Origin of the sequence: Clostridium sp. Cult3 (assembly GCF_021655115.1) — a bacterium.
Taxonomy (GTDB): Bacteria; Bacillota; Clostridia; order Tissierellales; family Tepidimicrobiaceae; genus PPXY01.
Window position 1 is genome coordinate 159,341 of the sequence record NZ_PPXY01000019.1, and the last position, 25,629, is coordinate 184,969.

A 25,629-nucleotide genomic window follows, 5' to 3' on the forward strand; every position below is an offset into this window, starting at 1 on the left:
GCTTTCAACTCCTACTTACTTTTTATCTTCTGTTGATAATATCTTTTCAAACACACCTTCTAATCCTAAGGCTTCCTTCCAAGTAGTTTCTTTAAATTCCCCATCTTCTTTCTTATATGGAGTTTCTGGCTCATCTAAATACAATAGTTCGGTAGTTAATCTTCCCTTTAAGCATAGGGGTCTACCTTCTGTAGGGGACTTGGCCCTAACGGCTACGTTCTTACCATTTTTAGATAATACTTCAAAATTACAACCATAATCACAAGCCTTACACTTAACCCCTTTAATCTCTCCGTCCCATACTCTAGTCTTTCCTAAAAGTCTTTTATCTACAAGAGCACCAACAGGGCATACGGTAACGCATCTATTACATGATACGCAGGTAGATTCCTCTAAAGAAAAATCAGCGTCTGCGACTATCCTAGTATTAAATCCCCTATCTGCAAAGGAAAGAACTTTTCTATCATGAACTTGTGCGCAAGTTCTAACACACTTACCACATAGTATACATTTACTATCATCTTTTAATATATAAGGGCTTGAGGTGTCCACAAAATTTGGGCGCCTAGCACCATCATGCTCCCTAAACTTAACATCATATCTATAGGCATATTTTTGTAACAAACATTCACCAGCTTTTTGGCAAGTTAAGCAATCATTTGGATGATTGTCCAATAATAGCTGTAATATTTCCCTTCTCAAGCTTACTACTCTTTCTGACTCAGTATGAACTACCATACCTTCTTTAACCTTGGTAGAACAAGCAGTCTGTAATTTCCTGCTGCCTTCGATTTCCACTATACACAATCTACAAGCTCCCACTACCTCTAAATTTGGATCGTAGCATAGAGCTGGTATCTCTATACCTAATCTTTTAGCTGCCTGGATTATATTATAATCCCCAGGCACCGTTATCTTTTGCCCATCTATAGTAAGAGTTACATTGCTCATATTATACCTCCTATTTCTTAATTACTGCACCTGTTGGACATACTTCCATGCAGGTTCCGCATTTAATACATTTTTCAGTATCGATAACATGTCTTTCTTTTACCTTGCCACTTATGCAGGAGGCAGGACAATTTCTGGCACATTTTGTACAGCCAATACAATCTTCGGTAATAAAATACTCTAATAGGGATTGACACGTACCTCCAGGACATTTCTTCTCATTTACATGGGCTTCATATTCATCTCTAAAATATTTTAATGTGGATATTACGGGATTGGCCGCAGTTTGTCCAAGGCCACATAATGATGCTACAGTTATGGTTTCCGATAGAGATTCTAAAGTTTCAATATCTTCTGGAGTTCCTTCTCCCTCAGTTATCCTCTCTAGGATCTCTAACATCCTCTTAGTACCTTCTCTACAGGGAACACACTTGCCGCAGGATTCTTCTACAGTAAAATCTAGGAAGAACCTAGCTATATCCACCATACAGTTATCCTCGTCCATTACTACCATTCCACCAGAACCCATTATGGAACCAAGCTCTGCTAGGGATTCAAAATCTACAGGAGTATCCAAATGCTCTTCCGGGATACATCCTCCAGATGGTCCTCCCGTTTGAATTGCCTTAAACTTCTTGTCATTTGGTATTCCGCCGCCTATATCGAATATTATATCCCTTAATGTAACTCCCATAGGTATCTCTATAAGACCAGTATTTTTTACTTTTCCTCCTAATGCAAACACCTTAGTACCTGGAGAATCCTTAGTTCCAATGGACCTAAACCAATCTACTCCCCTTTGGAATATTACCGGAACATTTGCAAATGTTTCCACATTGTTTATTATAGTTGGTTTCCCCCACAATCCTTTGTGAGCAGTTCTATGGATTTTAGTCCTAGGCATACCCCTTCTACCTTCGATGGATTCCATTAATGCTGTCCCTTCACCACATACAAAGGCCCCGGCTCCTAATCTTAACTCTATGTCAAAATTGAAGTCAGTATCGAATATATTTTTGCCAAGCAAACCTTTTTCTTTGGCTTGTTCTATAGCTATCTCAAGTCTGTGAACTGCTATTGGGTATTCAGCCCTTACATATATATAACCTTGATCTGCACCAATAGCATAACCACATATAGCCATAGCTTCTAAAACGGAATGAGGATCACCTTCTAAAATAGATCTATCCATAAATGCTCCTGGGTCCCCTTCATCTGCATTACATATTACATATTTTTGATCTGATGGGTATTCAAAAGCCGATTCCCATTTTCGCCCTGTTGGAAATCCTGCTCCACCTCTACCCCTAAGATTAGAAGCCTTCACTAAATCTATTACCTCTTGCTGAGTCATTTCCGTTACCGCTTTTGCTAAAGCTTGGTACCCATCTAGGGCAATATATTCATTAATATCTTCAGGATTTACAAGACCACAATTCCTCAAAGCCACCCTAGTCTGTTTTTTATAGAAATTAACTTCACTTACAGGTTTAATAGCACCGTCTACATAGGATTCTTTAAATAGTAATCTCTTTACTATGTGCCCTTTTTGAAAATGTTCTTCTACTATTTCATCTACGTCCTCTAGCTTTACATGGCTATAAAAAATCCCTTCAGGATATACTACTATATTTGGTCCAGCTTCACAAAGACCAAAACAACCGGTTAATACTATTTTAATATCCTTGTCTAAACCTTTTTCTTTAACTTTTTTAGCTAATAACTCCCTTATCTTATCTCCATCCGAAGAATGACATCCTGTACCTCCACATACTAATACATGAGTAGGATGCAATTCCATATCCTTTTGACCATCTGCTATTTCCTTTTGTTCTTCTTGCCTTAATTTGATATTGGCTAACGTTTCCTCTTTGATTTTATTTAAATCTTCAATAGTTATCACTTTTACACCTCCAAATTACCTATACTTGTTTAATATTTCCGTGACGTCTTCTGCTTTGAGCCTACCATAGACATCTTCATTGACCACCAATACAGGTGCCAATCCACAGGCTCCTAAACATCTAGTGGCACTAATGGAAAACTTTCTATCTGGGGTAGTTTGTCCCACTGTAATGCCTAGCTCTTCTTCTACTTTGTCTAGCACCTCTTGGGCACCCTTCACATAACAGGCCGTACCTAAGCATACGCCAATCTTATATTCTCCCTTAGGTACCAAAGAAAATTGAGAGTAAAATGTAGCTACTCCATAGATTTCCGATAAAGGAATTCTAAGCTCCTCTGATATCATCTCTTGGATTTCTGTTGGAAGATAACCAAACTGATCCTGGGCTTCATGTAATACTGCCATCAATGCTCCCTTTTTACCTTTGTTTTCTCTCATAAATATTTTAAAATCCCTAATCTTTTCCTCATTTGCTTCCCAATCAAATGCAAATTCCATACCTAAGCCTCCTTTTTAATCATATATCAAGTAGTTGAATGGTTTTTTACCATTATAGTCATATTCAACAACTTAATATATTTGTTGTTAAAATATTTTTGTAGAAATTCCACATCTCTATAAAACCTACATCCCTATTAAATATATACGTATACCCTACTTTAATTTGATATAACAATAAAAATATAATATCAATTTAATGTTATTTTATTTGATTCTATTTGTCAATGTTAAGAATATCTAGTTGCAAATAAAAAATCGACCTATATTCTATTTGTTGTTAAAAATATAGATCGATCCATTATAGTGCTGTTATTATTTAAGGTTTAAATAAATACTATCTACCTCTTCTATTGTTAGTATTCAAGTCCCTAAGTTTGTTATCTCCTTTATTTACAATCATTTCAGGAAATACTTTCATACCATATACAGATATAACTGAAATACAAGCTATTGTTCCTAGTTTTCCTCCTATTCCTACAAACACATCCTTAGAAATTATATACAAAATGCTTAAGAAAACTGAAACCACTAGCATATCAACATAATTTTGTATACGATCTTTCTCCGACATTCCTGCATAAGAACCTGCTGTAATAGCTGCAGCCATAGTTAAACCCCAATCTCCAAATAAATAAGGAAATATTATACCACTAAAAAAAGCTACAATAGCTGAGGCAAATACGGGTCCTTTCCCAAGCTTATGATTTAAATAAAAAGTTAGGACTCCACCCGAGGCTATCATGATAGATATTCCCAAGATCATCATTCTATCCATCTATATCCTCCTTAAAGCATTTTAAATATTTCTAAGGTAAGTAAAACAGAAAAAGCTGCAATAGTTCCTAGTTTCCCCCCATAACCATTAAAGACAGATTGAACTAATAAAAAAATAATCCCCACTAATAGCCCGGCTAAAATGACCATGGAATAGTTCGTTAAAACTGCAGAAGAAGACATACCTGCAAAAGATGCTGTATAAAGCACTACCGATAATTCTTCAGATAAAAATAGTACCCCTAATAAACCAACAATTCCTGAAGACATCATAGGATTAAAATCTAGAGTAGCATTTAAAAAATAAGTAGCAACAGTCCCTATTAAAGCACAGATTAATACTTTTAAATCCTTGTTCATCATATCTTACTCCTTATGTTTTTTTATCTCCTTAATATGGCAATAAACTCCCGCCAAATAAAACAATCCTATGCCTATTATTAAAAAATTTATCAACCCACTATTACTGTTGGCAACAAAAGATTGATAAATTAAATATATGCCTGTAAAAAGTAATAATATAAGAGATAATAAATTAACAATCATATACACTGTCCCCCTAAACCTAAAACATGGAATACTTTGTCTGTTTTTTCACATAATACTTTCCACAGCAAGGAAAGACTTTTTACTTTACCATTATCCCCCACCAATATTACTACAAAAACTGCATATATTCAACCCTTATCATGATGTTATATCATAATAAGGGTTAGTTGTTATAGGATATTTAAGTGATTTCTATAATATTTTGAAATAAATCTCTATAAATTAATGTTCCAAAATTAACAATCTTTTGTGTTTTATTTATCTCTCACTATGTTATCCCCTATACCATTTTATGAAAAATAATTTGTTCATTTTTACATAATTAACAAATTTGGTATAGAATAGTATCCTTCCCTTCCGAATATAATATTTTCCCTACTTATCCTAGTATAAACTCCTGCAAATTGTTCATTATACATATATACTCCTATGTTTAATTTGAAATCTTCCACATCTATATTGCCTTCTTCATCAAATAAAACAAAAGGCCTAGTAGGAGGATCTATAAATTGTTGGAATAAATAATTTTTTCCCCAACAATCTTCTAATATCTTCACCCACTCCTCCGCAGCATAATCCCTTCCTGTATGAACTCCTTGGGACGCAAATGAATCCATGGGTTTCACTATATATTTATCTTTATTGTTTCTTACTTCTTCAAATACCTTTTTATCCCCTGCAAATTCTTCTGTATAGGGAATGTGTTTTTTAATAAATTCTACTTCTTCCTCCATTAAAAACTCTTGGGTATCCGCATCGTGGAGTATTTTAAATATTATCTTATTGTGCATTATTTGGGATCTTAGTGAACCGATTACACATACAGCTCCATCCCTATAAGCTTCTATTAAGTCTGGAATCTCCTGGCTTTTCTCAATAAATTCTACAGTAACTATCCTTCTATAGATCATGTCTATTCTCATATCTCCATAATAAAGCTTTCCATTAATATAGCGTAAATCCCTTGGGTCTACTATTTCTACATTATATCCTTTTTTCCTATAGGCCTCTCGAAAAGCTTGAAACTCAGCTGTTATACCTGTCTCCTTGAAATCCACAATTGCTATATTTGGATTTTCTACCTTGTTCTTATACCTACTATATATGTTAAGGCTTTCTTGAACCCAACTATTAATTAGTTCAAAATAAGTGATATTATATTTTTTTTGCATCTCCTTTATGGGTTTTGATTCTAGCATTATATTTGCAAATATATTGTCTTCATTCATCCCTGAAGATCCATCCGTATTCACTTCAATAAATTTAAAATCATCTCCACCATCATAGAAAAGGTCAAATCTACTTATAGGAATATTGATGTCATAACCTTGATCTACCAATATAAGCTCTTCTAATAGTTTAGGATATTTGAATTTTTCCCTATACTTTGGATAATGAATATATCTATCCGTCACCTTATTTGCAATAGACATTAATATATTTCCAGCCTTCTTAAAGTTTTCTATATCTTTCTCTGTAAAAAACATGGGTTGGTATAAAAATGGTACTGGTTTATCCTTATATCTAGCATTGGAATTCCTAGCTTTGTTCTTAGCCTTCTTGTAATCTTCATAGTATATATCCTTATGCTCTTTTACTATATCTATATATTCCTCCGTTAAAGATCTTCCATCCATATTACTTCACCTCACCTAAGTTGTTTAATATACAGCCCTTCAAAGCTTCTGCCTTTTCTATATGAGCTTTTTCACCTATCATGTCATAGGGGGTTTTCTTCTGTTGAACCATATCTGCCAAAGGCTCAATATATTTCGTTTCCTCTTCTATTAGTCCCTCTCTAGCTATATCTATCAACCACTTGCTTATTTCATGAACAGTTTTATCCTTTACTTTTCCGTCTAACCCCTTTTCAATGATACTCTCTTTAGCTTTATCCATATGCTCCATATTTATATCCTTAATACGGTTATATACCTGATTTAAATTATCCTCATCATATAGTATTCCCTTCCATAGGGCCATAGCAGATAAATTTAATGGATAAGGTACCGCATCCATCATCCGAATTTCTACATACTTTTTAGTCCTTACATCGGGGAAGAACATTGTAAGTGCATGCTCTAACTCCTCCATAGAATAATCTTCTGGATTAAATATTTCTTTATAAAGTTTACTTCCTGTAAAATACATATCCTTCCCATTATCCATGAAAATAGGTGGTCCATTTAATATATATTCTGCATATTTTCTATATCCAAAATCATCATCAAAAGCACTATACACTATGCCAGATCTATCCTTATCACAATTCTCCCATATATGGGCCCTTAGGTTGTGCCTTCCCCAAGGTTCCCCTTCAAAATAATAGGCATTGTCAAATAGGGCATATACTACTGGAGATAAAGCATTGGCTACCTTGAACTTTTTTATATAATCCTCTTCCGAACTATAATCAAAGGCCAACTGTAAAGAAGCAGTACCCTTCATCATATTGTGGGCATGAACTCCCTTGTCTTTAAAGTAATTAAACATATAATCGTATCTCTTCTTAGGGAGTATTTTTATATCGGAAATCTGTGTCTCTGGGTGATAGCCTACTGCAATCAATCCTTGATTCTTTTTTTCTAAAATAGGTAGTATCTCCTTTAAAAAGCTAAAATACTCCTTTTCTATATCCCTTATGCATCTTTGGGCTACTACACTGAGCTCTAACTGACTTCCTGGTTCTAAAGTCACCGTTTTGATTCCATTGTTTAATCCAAGTAAATACTTCCCTTCATATACCCCTTTCCACCCATTGGCTTCCAATTCCTTTAATGTTTCTTCCACGCCACCATCTCCATAATAGGAAATGGTTTCAAGGGTATTAAGATCTATTACAAAATGTTCCATTTCTATACCTATTCTAAAATCCTCTCTATCCTTTTCGTTGTCTCTAAAATATTTGGCTATCTCTTCTACTTGCCTTATATATTTCAATTTCAATCTCCTCTCTATCAACTTTCATTTTTATTCTGTATATCCATATAATATATTTATACCCATTGAAGGTATTATTAAAATAAAAAAAGCCTGATTCTAAAATCAGACTATTTTATTAAATCTACTATAGTAGCTTTAGTTATTTTCTTTAATTTCTCTACCCTCAACTCCATCTGAACTCCTATTCTCCCACCGCTAATCACCATGGTATCTAAACTTAAAGCTGATTCATGTATAAAGGTGAGATATTCCTTTTTCATTCCAATAGGTGAACAACCTCCCCTAATATATCCTGTATACTTGGTTATATCCTTTACATGAATCATCTCTACCTTTTTTTCTCCTGTTGCCTTTGCAGCTTTCTTAAGATCTAATTCCTCTGCTACAGGAATTATAAATACAAATATACTCCCACTGCTCCCTTGGGCTACTAAGGTCTTAAACACCTCTTTAGGATCTTTCCCAATCTTTTCAGCAACGGAAATTCCATCTATTTTCCCATCGATATTGGTATAAGTTATAATATCATATTCTATATGGTGATTATCCAATATACGCATAGCATTAGTCTTCGTTTTAGTCATTTGATTCTCCTTCTTCTATGATTTTATCTATCCTAATTCTTCTAAAGATATATCAAAGGATCTTTTCCATAAAACTAGATTCAAAGCAATCAACACAAATATCAGTATATATGAACCATATTTATATACTGTAATACCAAAATGAGCAAAAGCTAAAGCTGCCAACATAAAAAATAAGGGTATGATAATAAGCCCTCCACTTTGATTGCTCATTTCAAAAGGCTCGGAAAAAGGCAATATTTTCTTCATCATCTTAAAACATATTACAATATATAAAAGGATATTTAAAAACACTATAATTAAATCTAAAAATAACTTGCCTTTAAATGCTATCATAAATACTACACTTTGAAGAATATATAAAGGTAGCAAAAGGTTTAAAATAAAAGCTTTTATAGTACCTTTAAATATAGGTTCTGTACTATTCAACGGCATAGTCTTGTATACCCATGCTCCTTTGTACTTACTTGAATATCCTATAGTCATAAGTATAGTTGGAATCATAAGAGCAACAAAGTATATACTAAAATACCTTCTACTAGTCGATACATCTCCTACCCCTCCACTACTTGAATCCATAAGTAAGAATATAAATGGAAAGATCAATGAAAATCCTAGGGATGGATACACCCTGAGTTTAAATTCCCTTTCATTTTTCATCATATTGGTAGCAAATCTAAAGAAGGTTCTCTCCTCTTTAGTCCTACATATCCATTGGGATATTAAGTGTTTAAGGCCTTTATCCTTTGCCTTAACTTCTCCACTAATGTTGTTAAGTTTTTGCAAATTGCTTTCAAAACTAGGAGTAAGTTTTGTGTACATGATTATTGCCAAAATGGGAACCGCTAATGCTAATATGGAAAAGGATAATATATAGAATTCATTGTTATGGTTTAAAATCAGCTCAAAAGGCGCCCCAAACCACATCGGAGGTATTAAATATTGCCACCATTTTGGATTAAATTGTATGCCCATAATATCGCTAAAATCAAATAATCTTCCTATCAATTGATAGCCTATAGATAAAGTTATGGTCAGTAGTATTTGTACATAATTTATTATATCCTTAAGTTTTTCCCCATCGAAAAACTTGAGTATTAATAGATATAATAAAGCAGTTAACGCCACTATCAGCAAATCCATCAATATTATCTCAAATAAAAATATTATAAAAAAAGAAAATCCCCGTTGAAATAAAGAAACTATCAATGCCGGTCCAACAAAGAAAAAGGTTATAGATAACATATATATGATTATGTGTATAGTCTTTGCCATACTTAATGTTTTACCACTTACTGGCTTTGAAAGAATTATATCCTTATCCCTTAAATCCAATAATACAGATGAAAAATCTGAAATCAAAGTAGTCATCATCATGAACATGAGTATTCCAAATAAAAAGCTCATTTGAAATAGATAATTCCCTTCCATAAATACAAAGGGCACCAATATTATTCCAAATATTATATATATCCATAGGGATTTTATGAAACTATTTTCTTCATTTTTTTTCTTTTTGTTAGAGTTATTCATCATCACCGTAGGGGTTCTCCTACCATCTAAGGTGAATTTTACCTGGAGTATCTTTCGCATAATAGGATAGTCCACTCCAGTTTTTTCAAATAATGGTTTAAACTTATCCAATAATCTTAATACTTTAAAGTCCTTCATAGGCTACACTCCTTGTACTATGGATACTATTTCTTCTGCTATCTGCTTATGTTCCTTAAATCCAGTAAGCTCATTAAATATCTCCTCTAGGGAACCATCCATAGACTTTTCTTTTAATTCATCAAAACTACCATCAGCTACAATTCTTCCATCATCAATTAATATTATCCTACTGCTTATCTTTTCAACTACCTCCATTATATGTGAAGAATAGAATATGGTTTTCCCTTGAGTTTTAAGCTCAGCTAATATCTCCTTAAAAACCATAACACTATTAGCATCCATACCACTTAAGGGCTCATCAAAAAATAGTATATCTGGATCGTTTAGCAAACTAGATATTACAAGAACTTTTTGCCTCATTCCTTTGGAATAGGAAGATATTCTAGAATCATAAACATTCTTTAAACCAAATAACTCCATCATTTTTTTTGCTTTTTCATCAGCTTCATCGTAATCCAGACCATATAGTTCGCCTATAAAGGTTAAATATTCCCTTCCTGTTAAGTTGTCATATATCTCTGCCGTTTCTGGAACATAGCCTATTCTTTTCTTATATTGTACATTTCCATTAGATATATCATCCCCAAATATCCTTACTTCTCCCGTATATTCCTCAATAAGTCCCAGCATTATTTTAACCGTGGTGCTCTTTCCAGCGCCATTTGGCCCTATATACCCAATTATTTCCCCTTTATGAATGTCCAAATCTATTCCCTTCAATACCTTCTTAGTACCAAAGCTTTTTTGTAAATTCCTCATGGATATCACTGGATTGCTGTATAACTCCAACTATATCACCCTTTCCATATATATTTATTTTCATTTATTTTATCATATACAACTAGATAAATAAACGATGTAATTTAAATGATATTTTGATTATACTGTAAATCCTTTGTATATTTTTCATTAACTTACCCAAACTAATCTTAACTATAATTAACTGGAGGTTTTGAAATGCAGATATCAGCAAGAAATCAATTAAAAGCTACAATAAAAGAGGTGACCAAAGGACCTGTATCTACAGAAATTGTGCTAGATGTAGGAGGCCAGACAATGGCAGCTTCAATCACTACTACATCTGCTAACAACCTAAATCTAAACATTGGAGATAATGTAACTGCACTAGTTAAAGCATCTTCAGTTATGATTATGAAATAAGAACTATCAATCGTATAAAAAAAATGGCCATAGTCAAGTATGCCATCTTTTTATATATGATTGTGTAAATTGAACTCATTGTTAATTTTTTAAGATTAACCCTTCTAGCTCTAGGGGCTCAATATACTTACCCTCTTTATAGGCCCTCATATTCCCACCGGATATTTCATCGATTAAAGCAACCTTCCCTTCTTCACCGATTCTACCAAATTCTAATTTAATATCGTAAAGTTCAATTCCTTTTTTAGCTAATTCCTCTTTTATTAGATTACTAATTTTTATAGTAAGCTCCTTTAATATTTTGTACTCATCATGGGACAGTATTCCTAGCATATGAAGAGCATCTTCTGTAATAGGAGGATCTTGACGCTTATCATCCTTTAGGGTTATTTCTACGAAGGCATCTAAAGTTTGTCCCTCTGTGGCATATAATCCGTAACGTCGTATAAAGCTTCCTACTGCTCTATAGCGACATATAACCTCTAGACCATAGCCAAATACTTCAGCAGGTTTTACGGTCATTGTAGCATCATCAATATTGGCATCTATGTAATGGGTTGGTATTCCTTCCTTCTTTAATATTTCAAAAAAGTGTTTCGATAATTTAAGGCCTGATCTACCTGCCCCTTCAATAGTTAGACCTACAGTATTAGCTCCCGGATCAAATACCCCATCTTCACCAGTTACATCATCTTTAAATTTTAAAAGATAATTTCCATCTTCTAATTCATAAACATCTTTTGTTTTTCCCCTATTAATAAGTTTCATATATATTTACTCCTTCAAATTAAATTTTAGTACAATATACTATATATTATATATCAACTTTTTTTATATTATCAATTATATTTTAATGTCAAATTTATAAAATAACTAAGACTGTAGGAAAGAATAAAAAAAAATGATATAATAGAGTGAATCATATTAAATTCTCACTTAGAGAGGGTGATTAATATGAATATCCTAGTTGTTGATGATGAAAGACTTATAGTAAAAGGTCTTAAGCACAGTTTAGAACAACAAGGCTATAATGTACTTACCGCCTATAGTGGAGTTGAAGCTTTAGATAGTATACGGAACGATAAAGTGGATTTTATCATTTTAGATCTAATGCTTCCTGATATAGATGGGATGATGTTGTGTAAAAGGATTAGGGAAAACTACGACATACCTATACTGATGCTTACAGCAAAGGACGGGGATTATGATAAGATTTTAGGATTTGAATTTGGCGCTGACGACTATATGACAAAACCCTTTAATACACTAGAACTTATAGCTCGAATAAAAGCAATAACTAGAAGAGTTGAAATAAAAAAAGAAGATATGATATTATCATTAGGAGAGTTGACTATTAGCTGGGGTGAAAGAAAAATCTATATAGATGATGAGGAGATAAAACTAACCCAAAAGGAATTTGACATGCTCTATTTATTAGCTAAAAATCCTGGTAGAGTATTTACCAGGGAAGAGATATTTAACCAGATTTGGGAAGAAGAACCCTTAGACATAAGGACTATAGATGTCCATATTAAAAACCTTAGGGAAAAAATTGAATCAAATTTTAAGAAACCCAAGTACATTATGACAAAATGGGGGGTTGGCTATTATTTCAATAAGATTTAAAATGCTCATTATATATAGCATTATAATTTTATTAGTTTTTTCCATATTCGGTATAATGGTATTAAACAATTATAAAACTAAACGTATAAAAAACGAAGAAATACGGTTGTTTCAGACGGCTAATATAGTTGCCGATACCTATAAAGGAAATATGGAAGATATAGTATTTGCAAGGATCATGGTAAAAAGTTATGGGAAACAAGCCAATGCCAGAATACTGGTAGTGGATGCTAATAAAAAAGTATTAATAGATAATTATAATAGCTACATTGGTAAAACTTTAGACAATGATGAAATAAAATATAGTCTTAAGGGCAAATCTAAATCTGGACTGTATAGCATAGATCAGAAGACAGTCCTCCAACTATCAGTACCTGTAACCATGAATACCGGTCTTGAAACAAAAGCTATAGGCGCTGTACTCATATCCGCCTCCATGGAATCAATAGATTCTGATATTGAACATTTAAGAAAAGATATACTAACAATTTCAGCTTTTGCATTAGCAATAGCACTAATATTAACAGCTATTGCATCAAACAATATGACAAAGCCTTTGAGAAGTTTAATACATGGGGTAGAAAGAGTTTCGTCTGGCGATTTAGGATATAAAGTAGAGAAGAGCTCTAGGGATGAAATTGGTCAACTTGTAGATTCTTTTAACAATATGAGTCATAGGCTTTATAGTGTAGAAAAAAATAGGAAAAAGTTTATAAATAGTATATCCCATGAACTAAAAACTCCCCTTACTTCCATCAGAGTTTTGATAGAGTCCCTATCTATGGGGACTAATGATTTAGAAACCTACGAAGAATATTTAATAGATATATACGAAGAGACCAAAAGAATGGAAGATCTAGTTAATTATCTAATGGGCTCTTTGAAACTTGAAGATATTATGTTGGACATAGGTGAAGAAGATATTGGACAAATAGTTGAGGATACGGTTAAGCTTATGCAACCTTATGCTGAAAAAAATAATGTAATATTAAAACTGGATAATGCTAATATTAATGGCATAAGAATTAAATGCGATAAAGATAGAATAAAAGAAGTCCTTATCAATTTAATCGATAATGGCATTAAATATAAAGACGAAAAGAAGGAACACCACTTTATAGCAATAACCATAAGGAATCATAAAGATTATATTTCCTTAGTCATAGAAGATAACGGTTTGGGTATCCAAAAGGAAAATATACCCAATCTATTTGAGAGGGGATTTAGAGTCTTAGAAGGCAATGTTTCAAATGATAAAAATATAGAAGGATATGGTATTGGACTGGCAGTAGTAAAAAGTATTTTAGATAAGCATAACTGGTCCATATCTGTAGATAGTACTTTAGGAACAGGTAGCATTTTTACCATAATAGCACCTATCTAATTTGTCAAAAATCTTTTTCTAATTCTTAATAGTTTCTTAATAAATATTCATGGGGTTTTAAAATTTATCTTGTATAATATAGATAAATAATGAAGGGAGTAGATAATATGAAAAAGATGTTTACTATACTTTTAATCATTGTGCTTACTTTAAGCTTAGTTGCTTGCAGCACTACTGAGAAACCATCAAGTGATAATATGATCGAAGAAGATGATAGTGATATAATAGATAAACAGGAGAACAATGAGTCAGAAGATGATAATCAGGTAGTAGAACCTACTCCAAAAACTGATGAAGAAGAGGTGGTTCTCTATTTTGCCAATAAAGAGTATATAGATACTGGGGATGAAAGCTTGGAAAAACTTATCCCAGAAAAAAGAGTTGTAAAATATGGAGATATATCCTTAGAAGAAGTCATTGTAAAAGAATTGATGAAAGGGCCAAAGAAAGATGATTTAAGTACAGTCATACCTTCAAGCATAAAATTATTGGGCGTAGAAGTATCTGATGGCACGGCCTTTGTAAACTTTGCTCAAGAAGGTTTGTTCGGCGGCTCTATGCAAGAGGATTTTACAATAACACAAATAGTTAATAGCCTTTTAGAGTTGGATAATATAGAAAGGGTACAGTTTCTAATAGATGGGGAAAAGGCTGAATCTTTAATGGGCCATATTGATATATCAGAGCCCTTTGAAAGTATTGAAGATTAAAAAAACCTCCTTCAAGGAATGTTCCTAGAAGGAGGTTTTTAAACAATAAAAGTTCTTATATGATAATATATATATAGGAGCAAAAATTAATTAATAAACATCCTTATAGAAAGGAGAGATTTTAAATAAACCAAAATAATACTAATATTGATTTAATAAAAAAAGAGAAGAAAAAAGTTATAAAAAATTTAATTGCCACTGGTAAGAAGGATGGATTTCTTACCTATGATGAAATAATGGATTGTTTTGAAGATGTAGAGCTTGATGCTGATCAAATAGACGAGCTGTATCAGGGTTTAGAGGAGCTTGGAATCGATTTAGTCGAAAACGAAGATGAAGTAGAACTTGAAGATGATGTAGATAATCAAGATGATAAAGACGATGAACAAGTTAATGCATCTATAGCTAAGGGGATAGATGTTGGTGATCCTGTTAAGATGTATTTAAAGGAGATAGGTAAGATCTCTCTGCTTACAAGAAACGAGGAAGTAGAGCTAGCAAAGAGAATAGAAGCAGGAGATGAAATGGCTAAAAGGGAATTAGCAGAAGCAAACTTAAGATTAGTAGTTAGCATTGCTAAAAAATATATAGGTAGAGGTATGTCTTTTTTGGATTTAATCCAGGAAGGAAATCTAGGCCTTATAAAGGCAGTAGAAAAATTTGATTATACTAAAGGTTATAAATTTAGTACCTATGCTACTTGGTGGATACGACAATCTATTACAAGATCTATTGCCGACCAAGGAAGAACTATTAGAGTGCCAGTTCACATGATAGAAAATATTAATAAACTTACAAGAATACAAAGACAACTGGTGCAGGAGCTTGGAAGAGAACCTTCTCCTAAAGAAATAGCAGAACAAATGAACATTGAAGTAGGCAAAGTCACTGATATGATAAGAATAGCACAAAAACCTATATCCTTAGAAACGCCTATAGGGGAAGAGGAAGACAGTCAATTGGGGGATTTCATAGAGGACGATCATATCGACTCGCCAGATGCGGTAACTACACAGGTTATGCTTAAAGAGCAACTATTGGAAGTCCTAGACACTTTAACCCCTAGAGAACAACAGGTGCTAAGGTTAAGATTTGGTTTAGATGATGGAAGAACTAGAACATTGGAAGAAGTAGGAAACGTATTTGATGTTACTAGAGAAAGGATACGACAAATTGAAGCAAAGGCTCTCAGAAAACTAAAACATCCAAGTAGAAGTAGAAAATTAAAGGATTATCTAGAAGAATAAAACCAAGGAATGGAACAATATCCATTCCTTGGTTTTTTACTTTATTTTGTCTATCCAATCAATAAAATTATCTACTACTCCATCTAGATGTTCGATAGTAGGTTCATGGATCAGATTCCCATCTTCATCTAATTTTTCATGAACATTACCAATAAAAACTTCATTTCCTGGTAAGTTCAACGTAGCTACGCCGCCGGAATTCAATATTTGACGTAGGTGGACTTGGGCTCTAACCGTACCTAGAGTGCCCAGAGATGCTCCTACTATCATAGAAGGTTTATTAACCATAACCCTTTCTACCCTCGAAAACCAATCTATAGCGTTTTTCAACACTGCAGATATAGAATGATTATATTCTGGTGTTGCAAATAGTATCCCATCACTTTGTTTAATTTTTTTCCTTAACTCTTCTACTATTTCTGATGGTTGTAGTTCTATATCTTGATTATACATAGGGAGTTTTTCAATAGGTAAAATTTCAATATCCATTTTATCCTTATACCTCTCCCTCATAAACTCCACTATTTTCCTATTATTTGATTCTTTACTCATACTACCTACTAATGCTACAATATTCATAAGTCAACCTCCAATATTTAATACTATAGTTTATATCTACCCAAATTATTCTATTTCTATCCGCCTATTAATAATCCTAATTTCATGGACCTAAAGAAATACATCTTGTATATCTAAGATAAAGTTCTTTTATTTGGGTATAAAGATATGTAATTAGCAGAATTTAATTTAAAGGAGGTAATTATTTGTTTAGCGAAATATTTAGATTAATAATTTCTAGTGCTGAAAATGCTTTTATACAGGTTACAGTGTTTGTAGGAGCCGTCCTCCTCCTATTTGGATATATTAATTATAAATTATCTGGAAAACTTGTAGATAAGATAGAAAAATCAAAAAAAACCCAACCCATAATAGGATCCTTACTAGGCCTTACCCCAGGTTGTGGAGGTGCTATATTTGTTATGCCTCTATTTCCTGCTGGAATTGTAAGCTTTGGAACGGTTGTAGCTACATTAATCGCTACTATGGGCGATTCTGCCTTTGTTCTTATGTCTGTTATGCCTTTAAAGTACATCATAGTAAGTATAATATCCTTTGCTGTAGCCATTATAACGGGATATATAGTGGATCATTTTAATTTGGGAGATAAACTTCTTAAAGATATGCATTCAAAAAAAAGAACTAAAGCTCCCATAGAATTAGTCCATGAAGATTTAGAACATACCATGGTCCCCTTGACCCATATAGGTCATGAAGAAGGCGATGATATAGACCTTATTCTACACCATACTATTAAAGGCCATCAAGCACCGGATACATTAGGATATAAATTTACCCACGGTGCCTATGGGCTATACTGGATAATAATAGCCATAGGCCTTGTACTTGGCATATTGGATCTATTTCAAGTAGATTTAAACAGTCTATTTATACCCAATTTAGGTACAATATTAGGTGTAGCTGGAACGACATTGTCTGTAATTATGATGATAATGAGCAAGAAATTTTTTCAAGATGATACTCATGAGGAAACAGAATTAAAGGCTATGGAATTAAAGGAAACCATAATCCACAATGCTCAGGAAACTGCTTTTGTTGCTACATGGGTATTTGTAGCATATTTGGCTTATGAATTGTTTATATTAGCCCTAGGTTCAGGTAATTATATTGCTGGCGAAGCTATTGTTACATCCTTCTTAACTCAAACAGGGTTAACTGCAGTAATCATAGGAGTGTTAATTGGCATAATACCAGGATGTGGACCTCAAATAATATTCGTTACACTTTATACCAAAGGCCTAGTACCTTTTGCAGCCCTTTTAGCAAATGCTATATCTCAAGATGGGGATGCGTTATTTCCATTGATAGCCATAGATAAAAAATCTGCATTCTGGGCTACCGTCTTTAACACCATATCTGCCCTTATAGTAGGGTTATTGGCCTATTTTATTGAACTGAATTTCTTTTGATGCTATGAAAATAAACCAGCAGGTCTATTATTTATCGACCTACTGGTTTAAAAATATACTTATATCATTTCATCATTTCCGTATCTAGAATTAAATAATTTGCCCTATGAATATATAAACTTTTCCCATCTATATTAAGCCTTGTCATCTTTGGTAGATCATCAGGCACTGTAACATATACCCTCTCTCCTTGATATACGGCAATAGGGATCCCCATCTGACTTGATATGATTATGGTCTTCTTTTTGCCGATTTTATTTTTTATGTCATTAACAAATCTATCTATAGGAACAAATCCACCACCTCTACCTACATTGATATCTTCAGGAACCTCAAAATCCTCCACCATATCTAATCCATCCTCTGCAAATATAACCGTATTTCCTACTTGAAACATTTGCTTTCCATTTATAGTTATTTCAAGTACTCCTGATTGATATCCTGTGGAGGATGGATCTATATTAGCATCATTTTCTAATACTCCTACAGTTACTTTACTTCCTTCCATTTCTAAGGTTTTATTAGCATAGTGATCATAAGCAGAAATATTAAAATGTATACCTACTAATTCACCCTTAATGGTTTTAAGTTTGTCCCTAATTGCAGCACAACCTGTTACGCTCATTATAAGCGCAACTATTATTATAATAAGTATTAACCTTGATGAGTTTGTTTTTAATCTTTTCATTATTCTCCCTTTATTATCTTTATTTTTATTTTTCTATCCCTTGGACCATCAAATTCACAGAAATAAATCCCTTGCCATATACCAAGGGCTAATTTCCCATTTTCAATTATCACATTACATGCTGAGCCCATCAAAGATGATTTTATATGGGCATGGGAATTGCCTTCCATATGCTTATAATCTCCTGATATTGGGAATACCTTGTTTAAGCTATTTAATATATCATGTACAACATCAGGATCTGCATTTTCATTAATTGTAATTCCTGCAGTAGTATGGGGTACAGTTACTATCACTAACCCCTCATCTACTCCACTTTTTCTAACCTCATTTTGCACAATATCTGTAATGTCAATAAACTCTTGAGGTTTATTTGTTTGTACACTATACTCCATTATACCTCACTCCTTGATATTTATCATATTAATTATAACATAACTAATATTTATCAATAGGACCATCTATTGAACATTTTCCAATATCTTGATTATTGCTGAATCCATGTAAGGTAGACCTTCTATGCATAGGACCCCCAAATTTCTTATGGTATCTTCTATAGTATATCCAATAATCCCTATATTTGGCTTTACTATTACGTTTTCCATGGCTAAATAAGCCGATATAACTGCCTCTTCAGCAGATGTAGATAATTTCAAAGAGCAAGTCTCTTTAGCTCCATCACATATCATTCCGGTTAAATTTGCCAACATATTTTGACATGCTCCCTCTATTTGAGAATCATCACCACCTAGAAGCCATGTAATCCCTGCACTAGCACCAATTCCTGCTGCAATAGCACAACCACACATAGCCGATAGTTTGCCTGTATATATCTTTACATATCTATTTATCACATGAGCAAAAAATACTGCCCTTAATAATTTTTCTCCTTCAATCCCTTCCTCTTCTGCCACTACTACAATAGGCAATACTACTCCTAGTCCTTGATTTCCACTTCCTGCACTAGTCATTATAGGACAATTTCCTCCACCCATTCTAATATCTGCCGCAGCTGCTGTTAATATTCTGGCTTCAGTTGGAGCTTCGTTAGAAATCATACCCCTTTTCTGTAGTCTTTTTAGGGTAGCCCCAATCCCTGCCCCTTCATCCCAACTTAAACCTTTTTCTGCGGCTTTACTATTCATTTCAATTCCAATTTCTATGAATTTCAATTGTTCAATAGGAATGTTCTCGCATATATCCCTAAGCTCTCTAAAGGTCAACCTTTTTAAAAAACTACAAGCTTGTCTATTTCCATCTTCTATCTCATTTTGAAATATTGTTTCTCCATCCACTTTTACTGTTTCAATATGTTCATGGCTATCCTTCAATACTACTTCTATCTGCTCATTAATAGTAGTAACGATTATTTTAACAAATACATCTGGTACATTTTCTACATATTCCACTTTTATCTTATTGTTCTCTATCAACATTTCTGCATCTTCAATAATTCTTTCATCTATCTCACTTAAAACCATAAGGCCTTTTTCCTTATAGCCCCCTAATATTCCTAAGGCTGCTGCCAAATCTAGCCCCCATCGATTTGTATTAGGAATTATAACAAACTTTCCATTCTTAAATATATTTTTGCTTACTATTACTTCTATATTTTCTACCTCTCCTGTTATATGTTCTCTTGTTGCTGCCCCTGCTAAAGCTACAGATATGGGTTCAGTACATCCCAATGCAGGAATAGAATCCTGTTTTACTATTTTTATTAAAGCATTTATAAGTTTATCTTCCAATAGCAACACCATCCCCAATTCAATTTATATATATATATGATGTTGCAAAAAGTATACCAATTCAGCCAAGCCCTTGTACACGAGTATTTATCCCATATTGACATTTTTATGATGTTAAAAGTTCTCATAAATGCAAATCATCTATGGAAGTTTTTATGTTAGTACGCATATCTACTTAATATTGTAGACCTAATTTGCAGTAATGCAAATTAATTTGCACTATTGCAAATTATATTTATTTAACTTTCTATATAATGTAGACAAGTCAATTTCCAATATTGAAGAAATTTTCTCTTTATCTTTAGTCGTGTTTCCATAGGTTTTTAAATAGGATTCTAATATACTTTTTTCATAGTCGTCCATAATTCTCTTTAAACTATCGGCCTTGTTCCCATTACCCTTAAAGTATTGCTCCATACTGTAGGGTAAGTTTTCAAATCTAATTTCCTTATCCCCTACTACATTTACTAAATATTCTATAACATTTTCCAACTCCCTTACATTACCAGGCCAATTATATCTATTAAAAGCCTTCCTAACTTCCTCAGAAAAGTATTTTAAATTCCTATTCAATCTTTTACAATATTTTTTGATCAAATGGTTGCTCAAATTGTCTATATCCCCTACTCTTTCTCTTAGAGGTGGTATATGAATAGGTATGACATTTAATCTATAATATAAGTCTTCTCTAAATTCCCCTTTAGATATCATATCTTCTAAATCCCTATTGGTAGCAGCTATTAATCTAAAATTAACTGGAATGAGCTCTCTTCCCCCGACCCTCATGAATTCTTCTTCTTGAAGAACTCTCAATATTTTAGGCTGTAAATGTATGGGCAGATCCCCTATTTCATCTAAAAATAAAGTTCCTTCATTAGCTAACTCAAACTTTCCCATCTGTCCTGTCTTTCTTGCACCAGTAAAAGCTCCCCCTTCATATCCAAACAATTCACTTTCTAAAAGATTATCTGGTATAGAAGCACAATTTATAGCTACAAAGGGAGAGTTTTTTCTATTGCTTGAATTGTGTATAGCTCTAGCAAACAATTCCTTTCCCGTACCACTTTCTCCCCTAAGCAATATACTGGACTTGCTTGTTGCAACCCTTTGGGATACCTTCTTTGCTTCTATCATCTTGGGACTATCTCCAATAATATCATCAAAGGTAATACTATTTTGACCCTCTATTAGTTTATATGCACTTTTTACCATGTTTGAAGTCCTATGAATTTCTATTATATTGCTTACATTTTTCTCCTGTACCATTACAGGGATTATCTTAATGATAAAGCTCTGTCTTTTATTATCTATAGTCAATTTAATTTCAATTGGAACTTGTTCTTTAAGATCTAGGTTTAAGCTAGGAATTATATTAAATATAGGTTTATTAATAATATTATTTCCATCAACTTTTAAATATTCTTCAGCTTTAAAATTGACAAACTTTATATTCCCCAAATTGTCGGTACAGATAATTCCATTCCCTAACGCATCTATTATCATCCTAGTTTCTTCTGTTTGAATTGTTAAGTCCATTATAGTATTTGCATACTTTAAATTGCCAGCTAATAAATCGCCTAATTTGCTTAAAAAAACTATTAATGAATTATATTCCCTTTGAAGTTTCTTTTTTTGCTCCATATTAAAAGCTATAAGCCCTATTACTCCTAATAAATCCTCCCCACTTAGTATAGGATAGCCTATGGTGGCCATTTCTGCACAACTTCCCTTCAGGCTACATCCCATGCATTTTTTGCTTATATTGGGATTGTCTATAAACTCAGGATTTTTCCTATTGGCAATAGATTCAAATGCACAATTTCTAGGTAATCTTTGTCCTATTAAATTTTTATATTTCCCTGTAGCAGCCACCCTGTTTAAATGAATATCTACAATGGTTACATCTACATTCAAAACAGCTGAAATAGCTTCTGCCACTTCTTGGGTCGATCTTTGGATATTAAATAGATTCATTCTATCTCCTCCGATAGATAAGTTACTGTTGATTTACATTATATCATTTATTTCTACAGCAATTAAACTTCTTGTTGTGTTTTAGAAAAATATAGTCCCATTAATATAAATGCTGCTGCAAATAACAATTGCATAAGTATTTCAAATTTCATATCTGAAAAAGAATTAATTGTCATTCCATTTATCTTTACAAAATAATAATTTGGCAGAAATTTAGCCAATGCCAAAGTCTTTTCCCCCAAAAACTCTTGTGGTACCATAACCCCTGATATAAATGAGGTGCCTAAAGATAAAACTACTGATATTCCATTTATAATAAATTTATTTTTAGTAAAATTGTTTATAAAGTATGTCAAACATAGTATAGTGAAGGAAAAAATGATAGTATTGATTAAATACTTATTGAAATCAATTTCTTCAATATATTTCCCCTTTAGTACTATACTCCCTAAAATAAAAACCAATGTAATTAAACCAGCTAAAGTCAACTGGCCTAGATACATTTCCATATTAAAACTCAAAAATTTCTTTGAAGATATTTTCATTCGCTGTTCTACATTTTCATCTTTAAATTCAGACATAACTAATCCTATAACAGATATATATAAACCAATAATTACATAACTGGTGAAATTATAATAAGTTTTAAACCATTCATTTATGCTGATATTTTTTGCACTATTATCTATTAACTCTACATTTATTCTTTCATCTAGAGCAGAATTTACATCAGCTAAATTAAATTTACCCTTCTCATAGGTGGCATTGGCAAACATTAAAAATTTATCTACTTGATTTTGGATTTGCATAGATTCAATTTTTCTATCATCTTTGTAAATTTCAATAGATTTTTCTCTATTTATAACTTTTTCTTCAAAATCCTTTGGAATTATTATAATTGCATCTGCCATTTCTAAAAAAATCTGCTCCTTTATATGTTCCTCATCATCTATTGTATCAACTATATCGTTTTTTTCTTCTAAGTAGGTCTTTAGACTAATAGACAATTCACTACTAGAATTATCTATTATTCCAATATTTAGTCTAGTTCCTGTAAACTTAGCCTCCCTTTCACCAACACCCATGCCACTTAATATGGTTAGAGCAAAAAATATTATAGTATAAGTCAAAATAGCTCCTTTATTTTTTAATGCGATTTTTATAAAATATCTATATACTGTCATAGCTTTTCCTCCTTAAAAATATATAGGACATAAATATTAAAGCTAAACAATAAATACACAGAATTAAGATCCCTTCACCTACAGTTTTGGTGCTTTGTAATAGATTTATCCTATATAGATTATTGCTTATTATGGATATAGGATTTATCTTAGCTAAAATAGGTACATGCTCATCTATCACTACCTTCATCCAAGGTCCCATCATACCAGATAAAAAGGATAAAAACAAAGTACTAGCAACTCCTATTAAAATTTTTTCATCTATACTCTTTTTATTTGAAGCTCCAATAAATACCCCAAGAGATACCCCAAATAAATTTCCCATTATAATAAGTAAAGCACTATATTTTATTTCATTAAATAATTCAATCTTTAAAACATATTTTGAAAACAAAAGTAATCCAATATTTGCTGTTAAATTTAATAGCAGTGCTACTATAATCCCAGCTAATAAGAAATTTTGTTTTTTTAGTGGAGTTATACTAATCCTAGCACCAATATTCGATAGATTAGCTTGAATTAGACTAACAGTTACAATACCAGCAGAAATTCCATAGGTAGATACCATAGCGATTAGGGAATAAAATACCACTGCTGTAGAATTGGCCTTTTGATTTCTATCTACTATATAATTAGCTTCAAAATCATAGTTTTCAATAGGTCTGTTTAATTTTTGCATTTGTTTTATCTGTTCTACTATTTCCTTAATAATTGTTTGATTTATTCCGGACTTTTTCACAGCTAAATTTAAATTTTCATCTATAAACCCATGAATCTGTTCATTATCCAACTTTTCTGTTATTTCTTCATCATTTGTTTTATGGATATTTATAAATTCAATTTCATCTAATGTATATTCAATAGGATTACCTTCCCTTATGCCTACATCTATATTTTCTAATTTCATATTAATCATTCCACTAAATGCAATATTAAAAAAACTTATTAAAATTAAGGGGTACAATAAACTCCAAAAGATATAACCAAAATCTCTAAACATATTTTTCCCCTGATAAATACAGTTTCTAATTAAACTTCTCATTAATCCCTCAACTCCTTTCCTGTTAATTCTAGGAATACATCATTTAAGGAGGGCAACTGACTGTGAAGCTTTGTGTATATTAATTGATTTTTATGTATAAATTCCATAAGATTAGCTAAATTATTAATTCCATTTTCAAATTTTATTATATAATCCTCACCAGCTTTTTCTATATCCATTACATGAGGTATGGACTTCATCTTCCGGACTACTTCTTCTCCAATTTCTGAAAATCCAACTACAACCTTTTCTGAAGTACTTATTATAGACTTTAGTTCTTCATTGGTTCCAGATACTAGATTTCTTCCTTTGTCCATAATAATAATCCTTTTACAAAGCTTTTCTGCTTCTTCTAAATAATGAGTTGTATATATAATAGTACTACCTTCATTATTTAGTTTTTTTATTCCATCTAATATAAAGTTTCTACTTTGGGCATCAACTGCCACTGTAGGCTCATCTAAAAAAATTAATTTAGGCTTATGGGCAATACCACAAGCTATGTTTAATCTTCTCTTTAAACCACCACTAAGCTTTTTAGGATAAAATTTAGTATAGTCCTTTAAATCTACAAACTCTATAGCTTCATCTACATATTGTTTCCTTAAATCTCTATCCTCTATATACAATCCACAAAAATAATCTATATTCTCTTTAACCGTTAAGTTTTCAAAGACTGAAACCTCTTGAGGTACCAAGCCTATTTTCCTTTTAATATCATAGGAATTAGGAGTCATCTTCTTGCCAAATACCTCTATCTCCCCTTTGTCAAAATTCAATAAAGATAAAATACAATTTATGGCTGTAGTTTTACCACAGCCATTAGGGCCTAAAAGTCCTAAAATTTCTCCCTCTTCTACTTCCATATTAAAGTGGTCTAGGGCTATTAATTCTTCATATCTTTTCACAAGATTATTTACCTTCACTATCATCTATATCACTCCTTTTTTCCGTTCTTAAAACCATTATATGGGTTAAAAAAATTTTATTGTAGT

The 25,629-nt window shown here is 32.4% G+C and carries 26 protein-coding genes; 6 read left to right on the plus strand and 20 right to left on the minus strand.

Annotated features, from left to right (window positions below; translation table 11 throughout):
• Positions 1-15: 15 nt before the first annotated feature.
• From C3E88_RS04855 to C3E88_RS04905, 11 genes are all read right to left on the minus strand, one after another.
• Entirely contained in the window at positions 16-951 is a 936-nt protein-coding gene (locus C3E88_RS04855) for a 2Fe-2S iron-sulfur cluster-binding protein (RefSeq protein WP_236909033.1), read from the minus strand.
• Between the two features lie 10 nt (positions 952-961).
• Positions 962-2,752 (minus strand): NADH-quinone oxidoreductase subunit NuoF, encoded by a 1,791-nt coding sequence (locus tag C3E88_RS04860; protein WP_236909069.1) that lies wholly within the window; start codon positions 2,750-2,752, stop codon positions 962-964.
• A gap of 117 nt (positions 2,753-2,869) precedes the next feature.
• The gene (gene nuoE, locus C3E88_RS04865; RefSeq protein WP_236909034.1) at positions 2,870-3,355 is read right to left on the minus strand and encodes an NADH-quinone oxidoreductase subunit NuoE; all 486 of its coding nucleotides are present in this window, start codon (positions 3,353-3,355) and stop codon (positions 2,870-2,872) included.
• Positions 3,356-3,692: 337 nt separating this feature from the next.
• A complete protein-coding gene (locus C3E88_RS04870) occupies positions 3,693-4,133 on the minus strand; it encodes a hypothetical protein (protein WP_236909035.1) in 441 nt (146 codons plus the stop codon).
• A gap of 11 nt (positions 4,134-4,144) precedes the next feature.
• The gene (locus tag C3E88_RS04875) at positions 4,145-4,495 is read right to left on the minus strand and encodes a hypothetical protein (RefSeq protein ID WP_236909036.1); all 351 of its coding nucleotides are present in this window, start codon (positions 4,493-4,495) and stop codon (positions 4,145-4,147) included.
• 3 nt (positions 4,496-4,498) lie between these two features.
• Entirely contained in the window at positions 4,499-4,678 is a 180-nt protein-coding gene (locus C3E88_RS04880) for a hypothetical protein (RefSeq protein ID WP_236909037.1), read from the minus strand.
• Positions 4,679-4,995: 317 nt separating this feature from the next.
• The gene (locus C3E88_RS04885) at positions 4,996-6,318 is read right to left on the minus strand and encodes a glutathionylspermidine synthase family protein (RefSeq protein WP_236909038.1); all 1,323 of its coding nucleotides are present in this window, start codon (positions 6,316-6,318) and stop codon (positions 4,996-4,998) included.
• 1 nt (position 6,319) lies between these two features.
• On the minus strand, positions 6,320-7,621 hold the full coding sequence (locus tag C3E88_RS04890; protein WP_236909039.1) for a glutamate--cysteine ligase: 1,302 nt from the start codon (positions 7,619-7,621) through the stop codon (positions 6,320-6,322).
• 110 nt (positions 7,622-7,731) lie between these two features.
• Positions 7,732-8,208 (minus strand): Cys-tRNA(Pro) deacylase, encoded by a 477-nt coding sequence (ybaK, locus tag C3E88_RS04895; protein ID WP_236909040.1) that lies wholly within the window; start codon positions 8,206-8,208, stop codon positions 7,732-7,734.
• A 27-nt stretch (positions 8,209-8,235) separates the two neighbouring features.
• Positions 8,236-9,879 carry a hypothetical protein gene (locus C3E88_RS04900; RefSeq protein WP_236909041.1) on the minus strand — a complete coding sequence of 548 codons (1,644 nt, stop codon included), beginning with the start codon at positions 9,877-9,879 and terminating at the stop codon, positions 8,236-8,238.
• A 3-nt stretch (positions 9,880-9,882) separates the two neighbouring features.
• A complete protein-coding gene (locus C3E88_RS04905) occupies positions 9,883-10,671 on the minus strand; it encodes an ABC transporter ATP-binding protein (RefSeq protein ID WP_236909042.1) in 789 nt (262 codons plus the stop codon).
• A 168-nt stretch (positions 10,672-10,839) separates the two neighbouring features.
• Between C3E88_RS04905 and C3E88_RS04910 the strand changes: the two genes are divergently transcribed.
• On the plus strand, positions 10,840-11,043 hold the full coding sequence (locus C3E88_RS04910; RefSeq protein WP_236909043.1) for a TOBE domain-containing protein: 204 nt from the start codon (positions 10,840-10,842) through the stop codon (positions 11,041-11,043).
• 81 nt (positions 11,044-11,124) lie between these two features.
• On the opposite strand, the gene C3E88_RS04915 is transcribed toward C3E88_RS04910, so the two are convergent.
• Positions 11,125-11,811, minus strand: a complete 687-nt coding sequence (locus C3E88_RS04915) for a phosphoribosylaminoimidazolesuccinocarboxamide synthase (RefSeq protein WP_236909044.1) — start codon at positions 11,809-11,811, stop codon at positions 11,125-11,127.
• 186 nt (positions 11,812-11,997) lie between these two features.
• Here C3E88_RS04915 and C3E88_RS04920 point away from each other — a divergent pair, with 186 nt between their 5' ends.
• The 4 genes from C3E88_RS04920 to rpoD all read left to right on the plus strand — a co-directional run bounded on the left by C3E88_RS04920 (position 11,998) and on the right by rpoD (position 16,010).
• Entirely contained in the window at positions 11,998-12,669 is a 672-nt protein-coding gene (locus C3E88_RS04920) for a response regulator transcription factor (RefSeq protein ID WP_272878421.1), read from the plus strand.
• Positions 12,644-14,053, plus strand: coding sequence for a sensor histidine kinase (locus C3E88_RS04925; protein WP_236909045.1), 1,410 nt, complete (start codon positions 12,644-12,646; stop codon positions 14,051-14,053). The genes C3E88_RS04920 and C3E88_RS04925 overlap by 26 nt, the downstream gene beginning before the upstream one ends.
• Positions 14,054-14,160: 107 nt before the next feature.
• The gene (locus tag C3E88_RS04930) at positions 14,161-14,763 is read left to right on the plus strand and encodes a GerMN domain-containing protein (RefSeq protein WP_236909046.1); all 603 of its coding nucleotides are present in this window, start codon (positions 14,161-14,163) and stop codon (positions 14,761-14,763) included.
• 125 nt (positions 14,764-14,888) lie between these two features.
• The gene (rpoD, locus tag C3E88_RS04935) at positions 14,889-16,010 is read left to right on the plus strand and encodes an RNA polymerase sigma factor RpoD (protein ID WP_336513066.1); all 1,122 of its coding nucleotides are present in this window, start codon (positions 14,889-14,891) and stop codon (positions 16,008-16,010) included.
• 36 nt (positions 16,011-16,046) lie between these two features.
• Here rpoD and C3E88_RS04940 read toward each other — a convergent pair whose 3' ends face one another.
• Positions 16,047-16,589, minus strand: coding sequence for an NADPH-dependent FMN reductase (locus C3E88_RS04940; protein WP_236909047.1), 543 nt, complete (start codon positions 16,587-16,589; stop codon positions 16,047-16,049).
• Positions 16,590-16,774: 185 nt separating this feature from the next.
• Here C3E88_RS04940 and C3E88_RS04945 point away from each other — a divergent pair, with 185 nt between their 5' ends.
• Positions 16,775-17,998, plus strand: coding sequence for a putative manganese transporter (locus C3E88_RS04945; protein ID WP_236909048.1), 1,224 nt, complete (start codon positions 16,775-16,777; stop codon positions 17,996-17,998).
• A 64-nt stretch (positions 17,999-18,062) separates the two neighbouring features.
• Here the strand turns inward: C3E88_RS04945 and C3E88_RS04950 are convergent, their stop codons facing one another.
• The 7 genes from C3E88_RS04950 to C3E88_RS04980 all read right to left on the minus strand — a co-directional run bounded on the left by C3E88_RS04950 (position 18,063) and on the right by C3E88_RS04980 (position 25,566).
• Positions 18,063-18,686 (minus strand): DUF5052 family protein, encoded by a 624-nt coding sequence (locus tag C3E88_RS04950; protein WP_236909049.1) that lies wholly within the window; start codon positions 18,684-18,686, stop codon positions 18,063-18,065.
• Positions 18,686-19,081, minus strand: coding sequence for a secondary thiamine-phosphate synthase enzyme YjbQ (locus C3E88_RS04955; protein ID WP_236909050.1), 396 nt, complete (start codon positions 19,079-19,081; stop codon positions 18,686-18,688). The genes C3E88_RS04950 and C3E88_RS04955 overlap by 1 nt, the downstream gene beginning before the upstream one ends.
• A gap of 66 nt (positions 19,082-19,147) precedes the next feature.
• A complete protein-coding gene (locus C3E88_RS04960; protein ID WP_236909072.1) occupies positions 19,148-20,443 on the minus strand; it encodes an L-cysteine desulfidase family protein in 1,296 nt (431 codons plus the stop codon).
• 210 nt (positions 20,444-20,653) lie between these two features.
• Entirely contained in the window at positions 20,654-22,408 is a 1,755-nt protein-coding gene (locus C3E88_RS04965) for a sigma-54 interaction domain-containing protein (RefSeq protein ID WP_236909051.1), read from the minus strand.
• Positions 22,409-22,470: 62 nt separating this feature from the next.
• A complete protein-coding gene (locus tag C3E88_RS04970) occupies positions 22,471-23,592 on the minus strand; it encodes an ABC transporter permease (RefSeq protein ID WP_236909052.1) in 1,122 nt (373 codons plus the stop codon).
• Positions 23,579-24,634, minus strand: a complete 1,056-nt coding sequence (locus tag C3E88_RS04975; protein WP_336513063.1) for an ABC transporter permease — start codon at positions 24,632-24,634, stop codon at positions 23,579-23,581. The genes C3E88_RS04970 and C3E88_RS04975 overlap by 14 nt, the downstream gene beginning before the upstream one ends.
• Positions 24,634-25,566, minus strand: coding sequence for an ABC transporter ATP-binding protein (locus C3E88_RS04980; protein ID WP_236909054.1), 933 nt, complete (start codon positions 25,564-25,566; stop codon positions 24,634-24,636). The genes C3E88_RS04975 and C3E88_RS04980 overlap by 1 nt, the downstream gene beginning before the upstream one ends.
• Between the last annotated feature and the right edge of the window lie 63 nt (positions 25,567-25,629).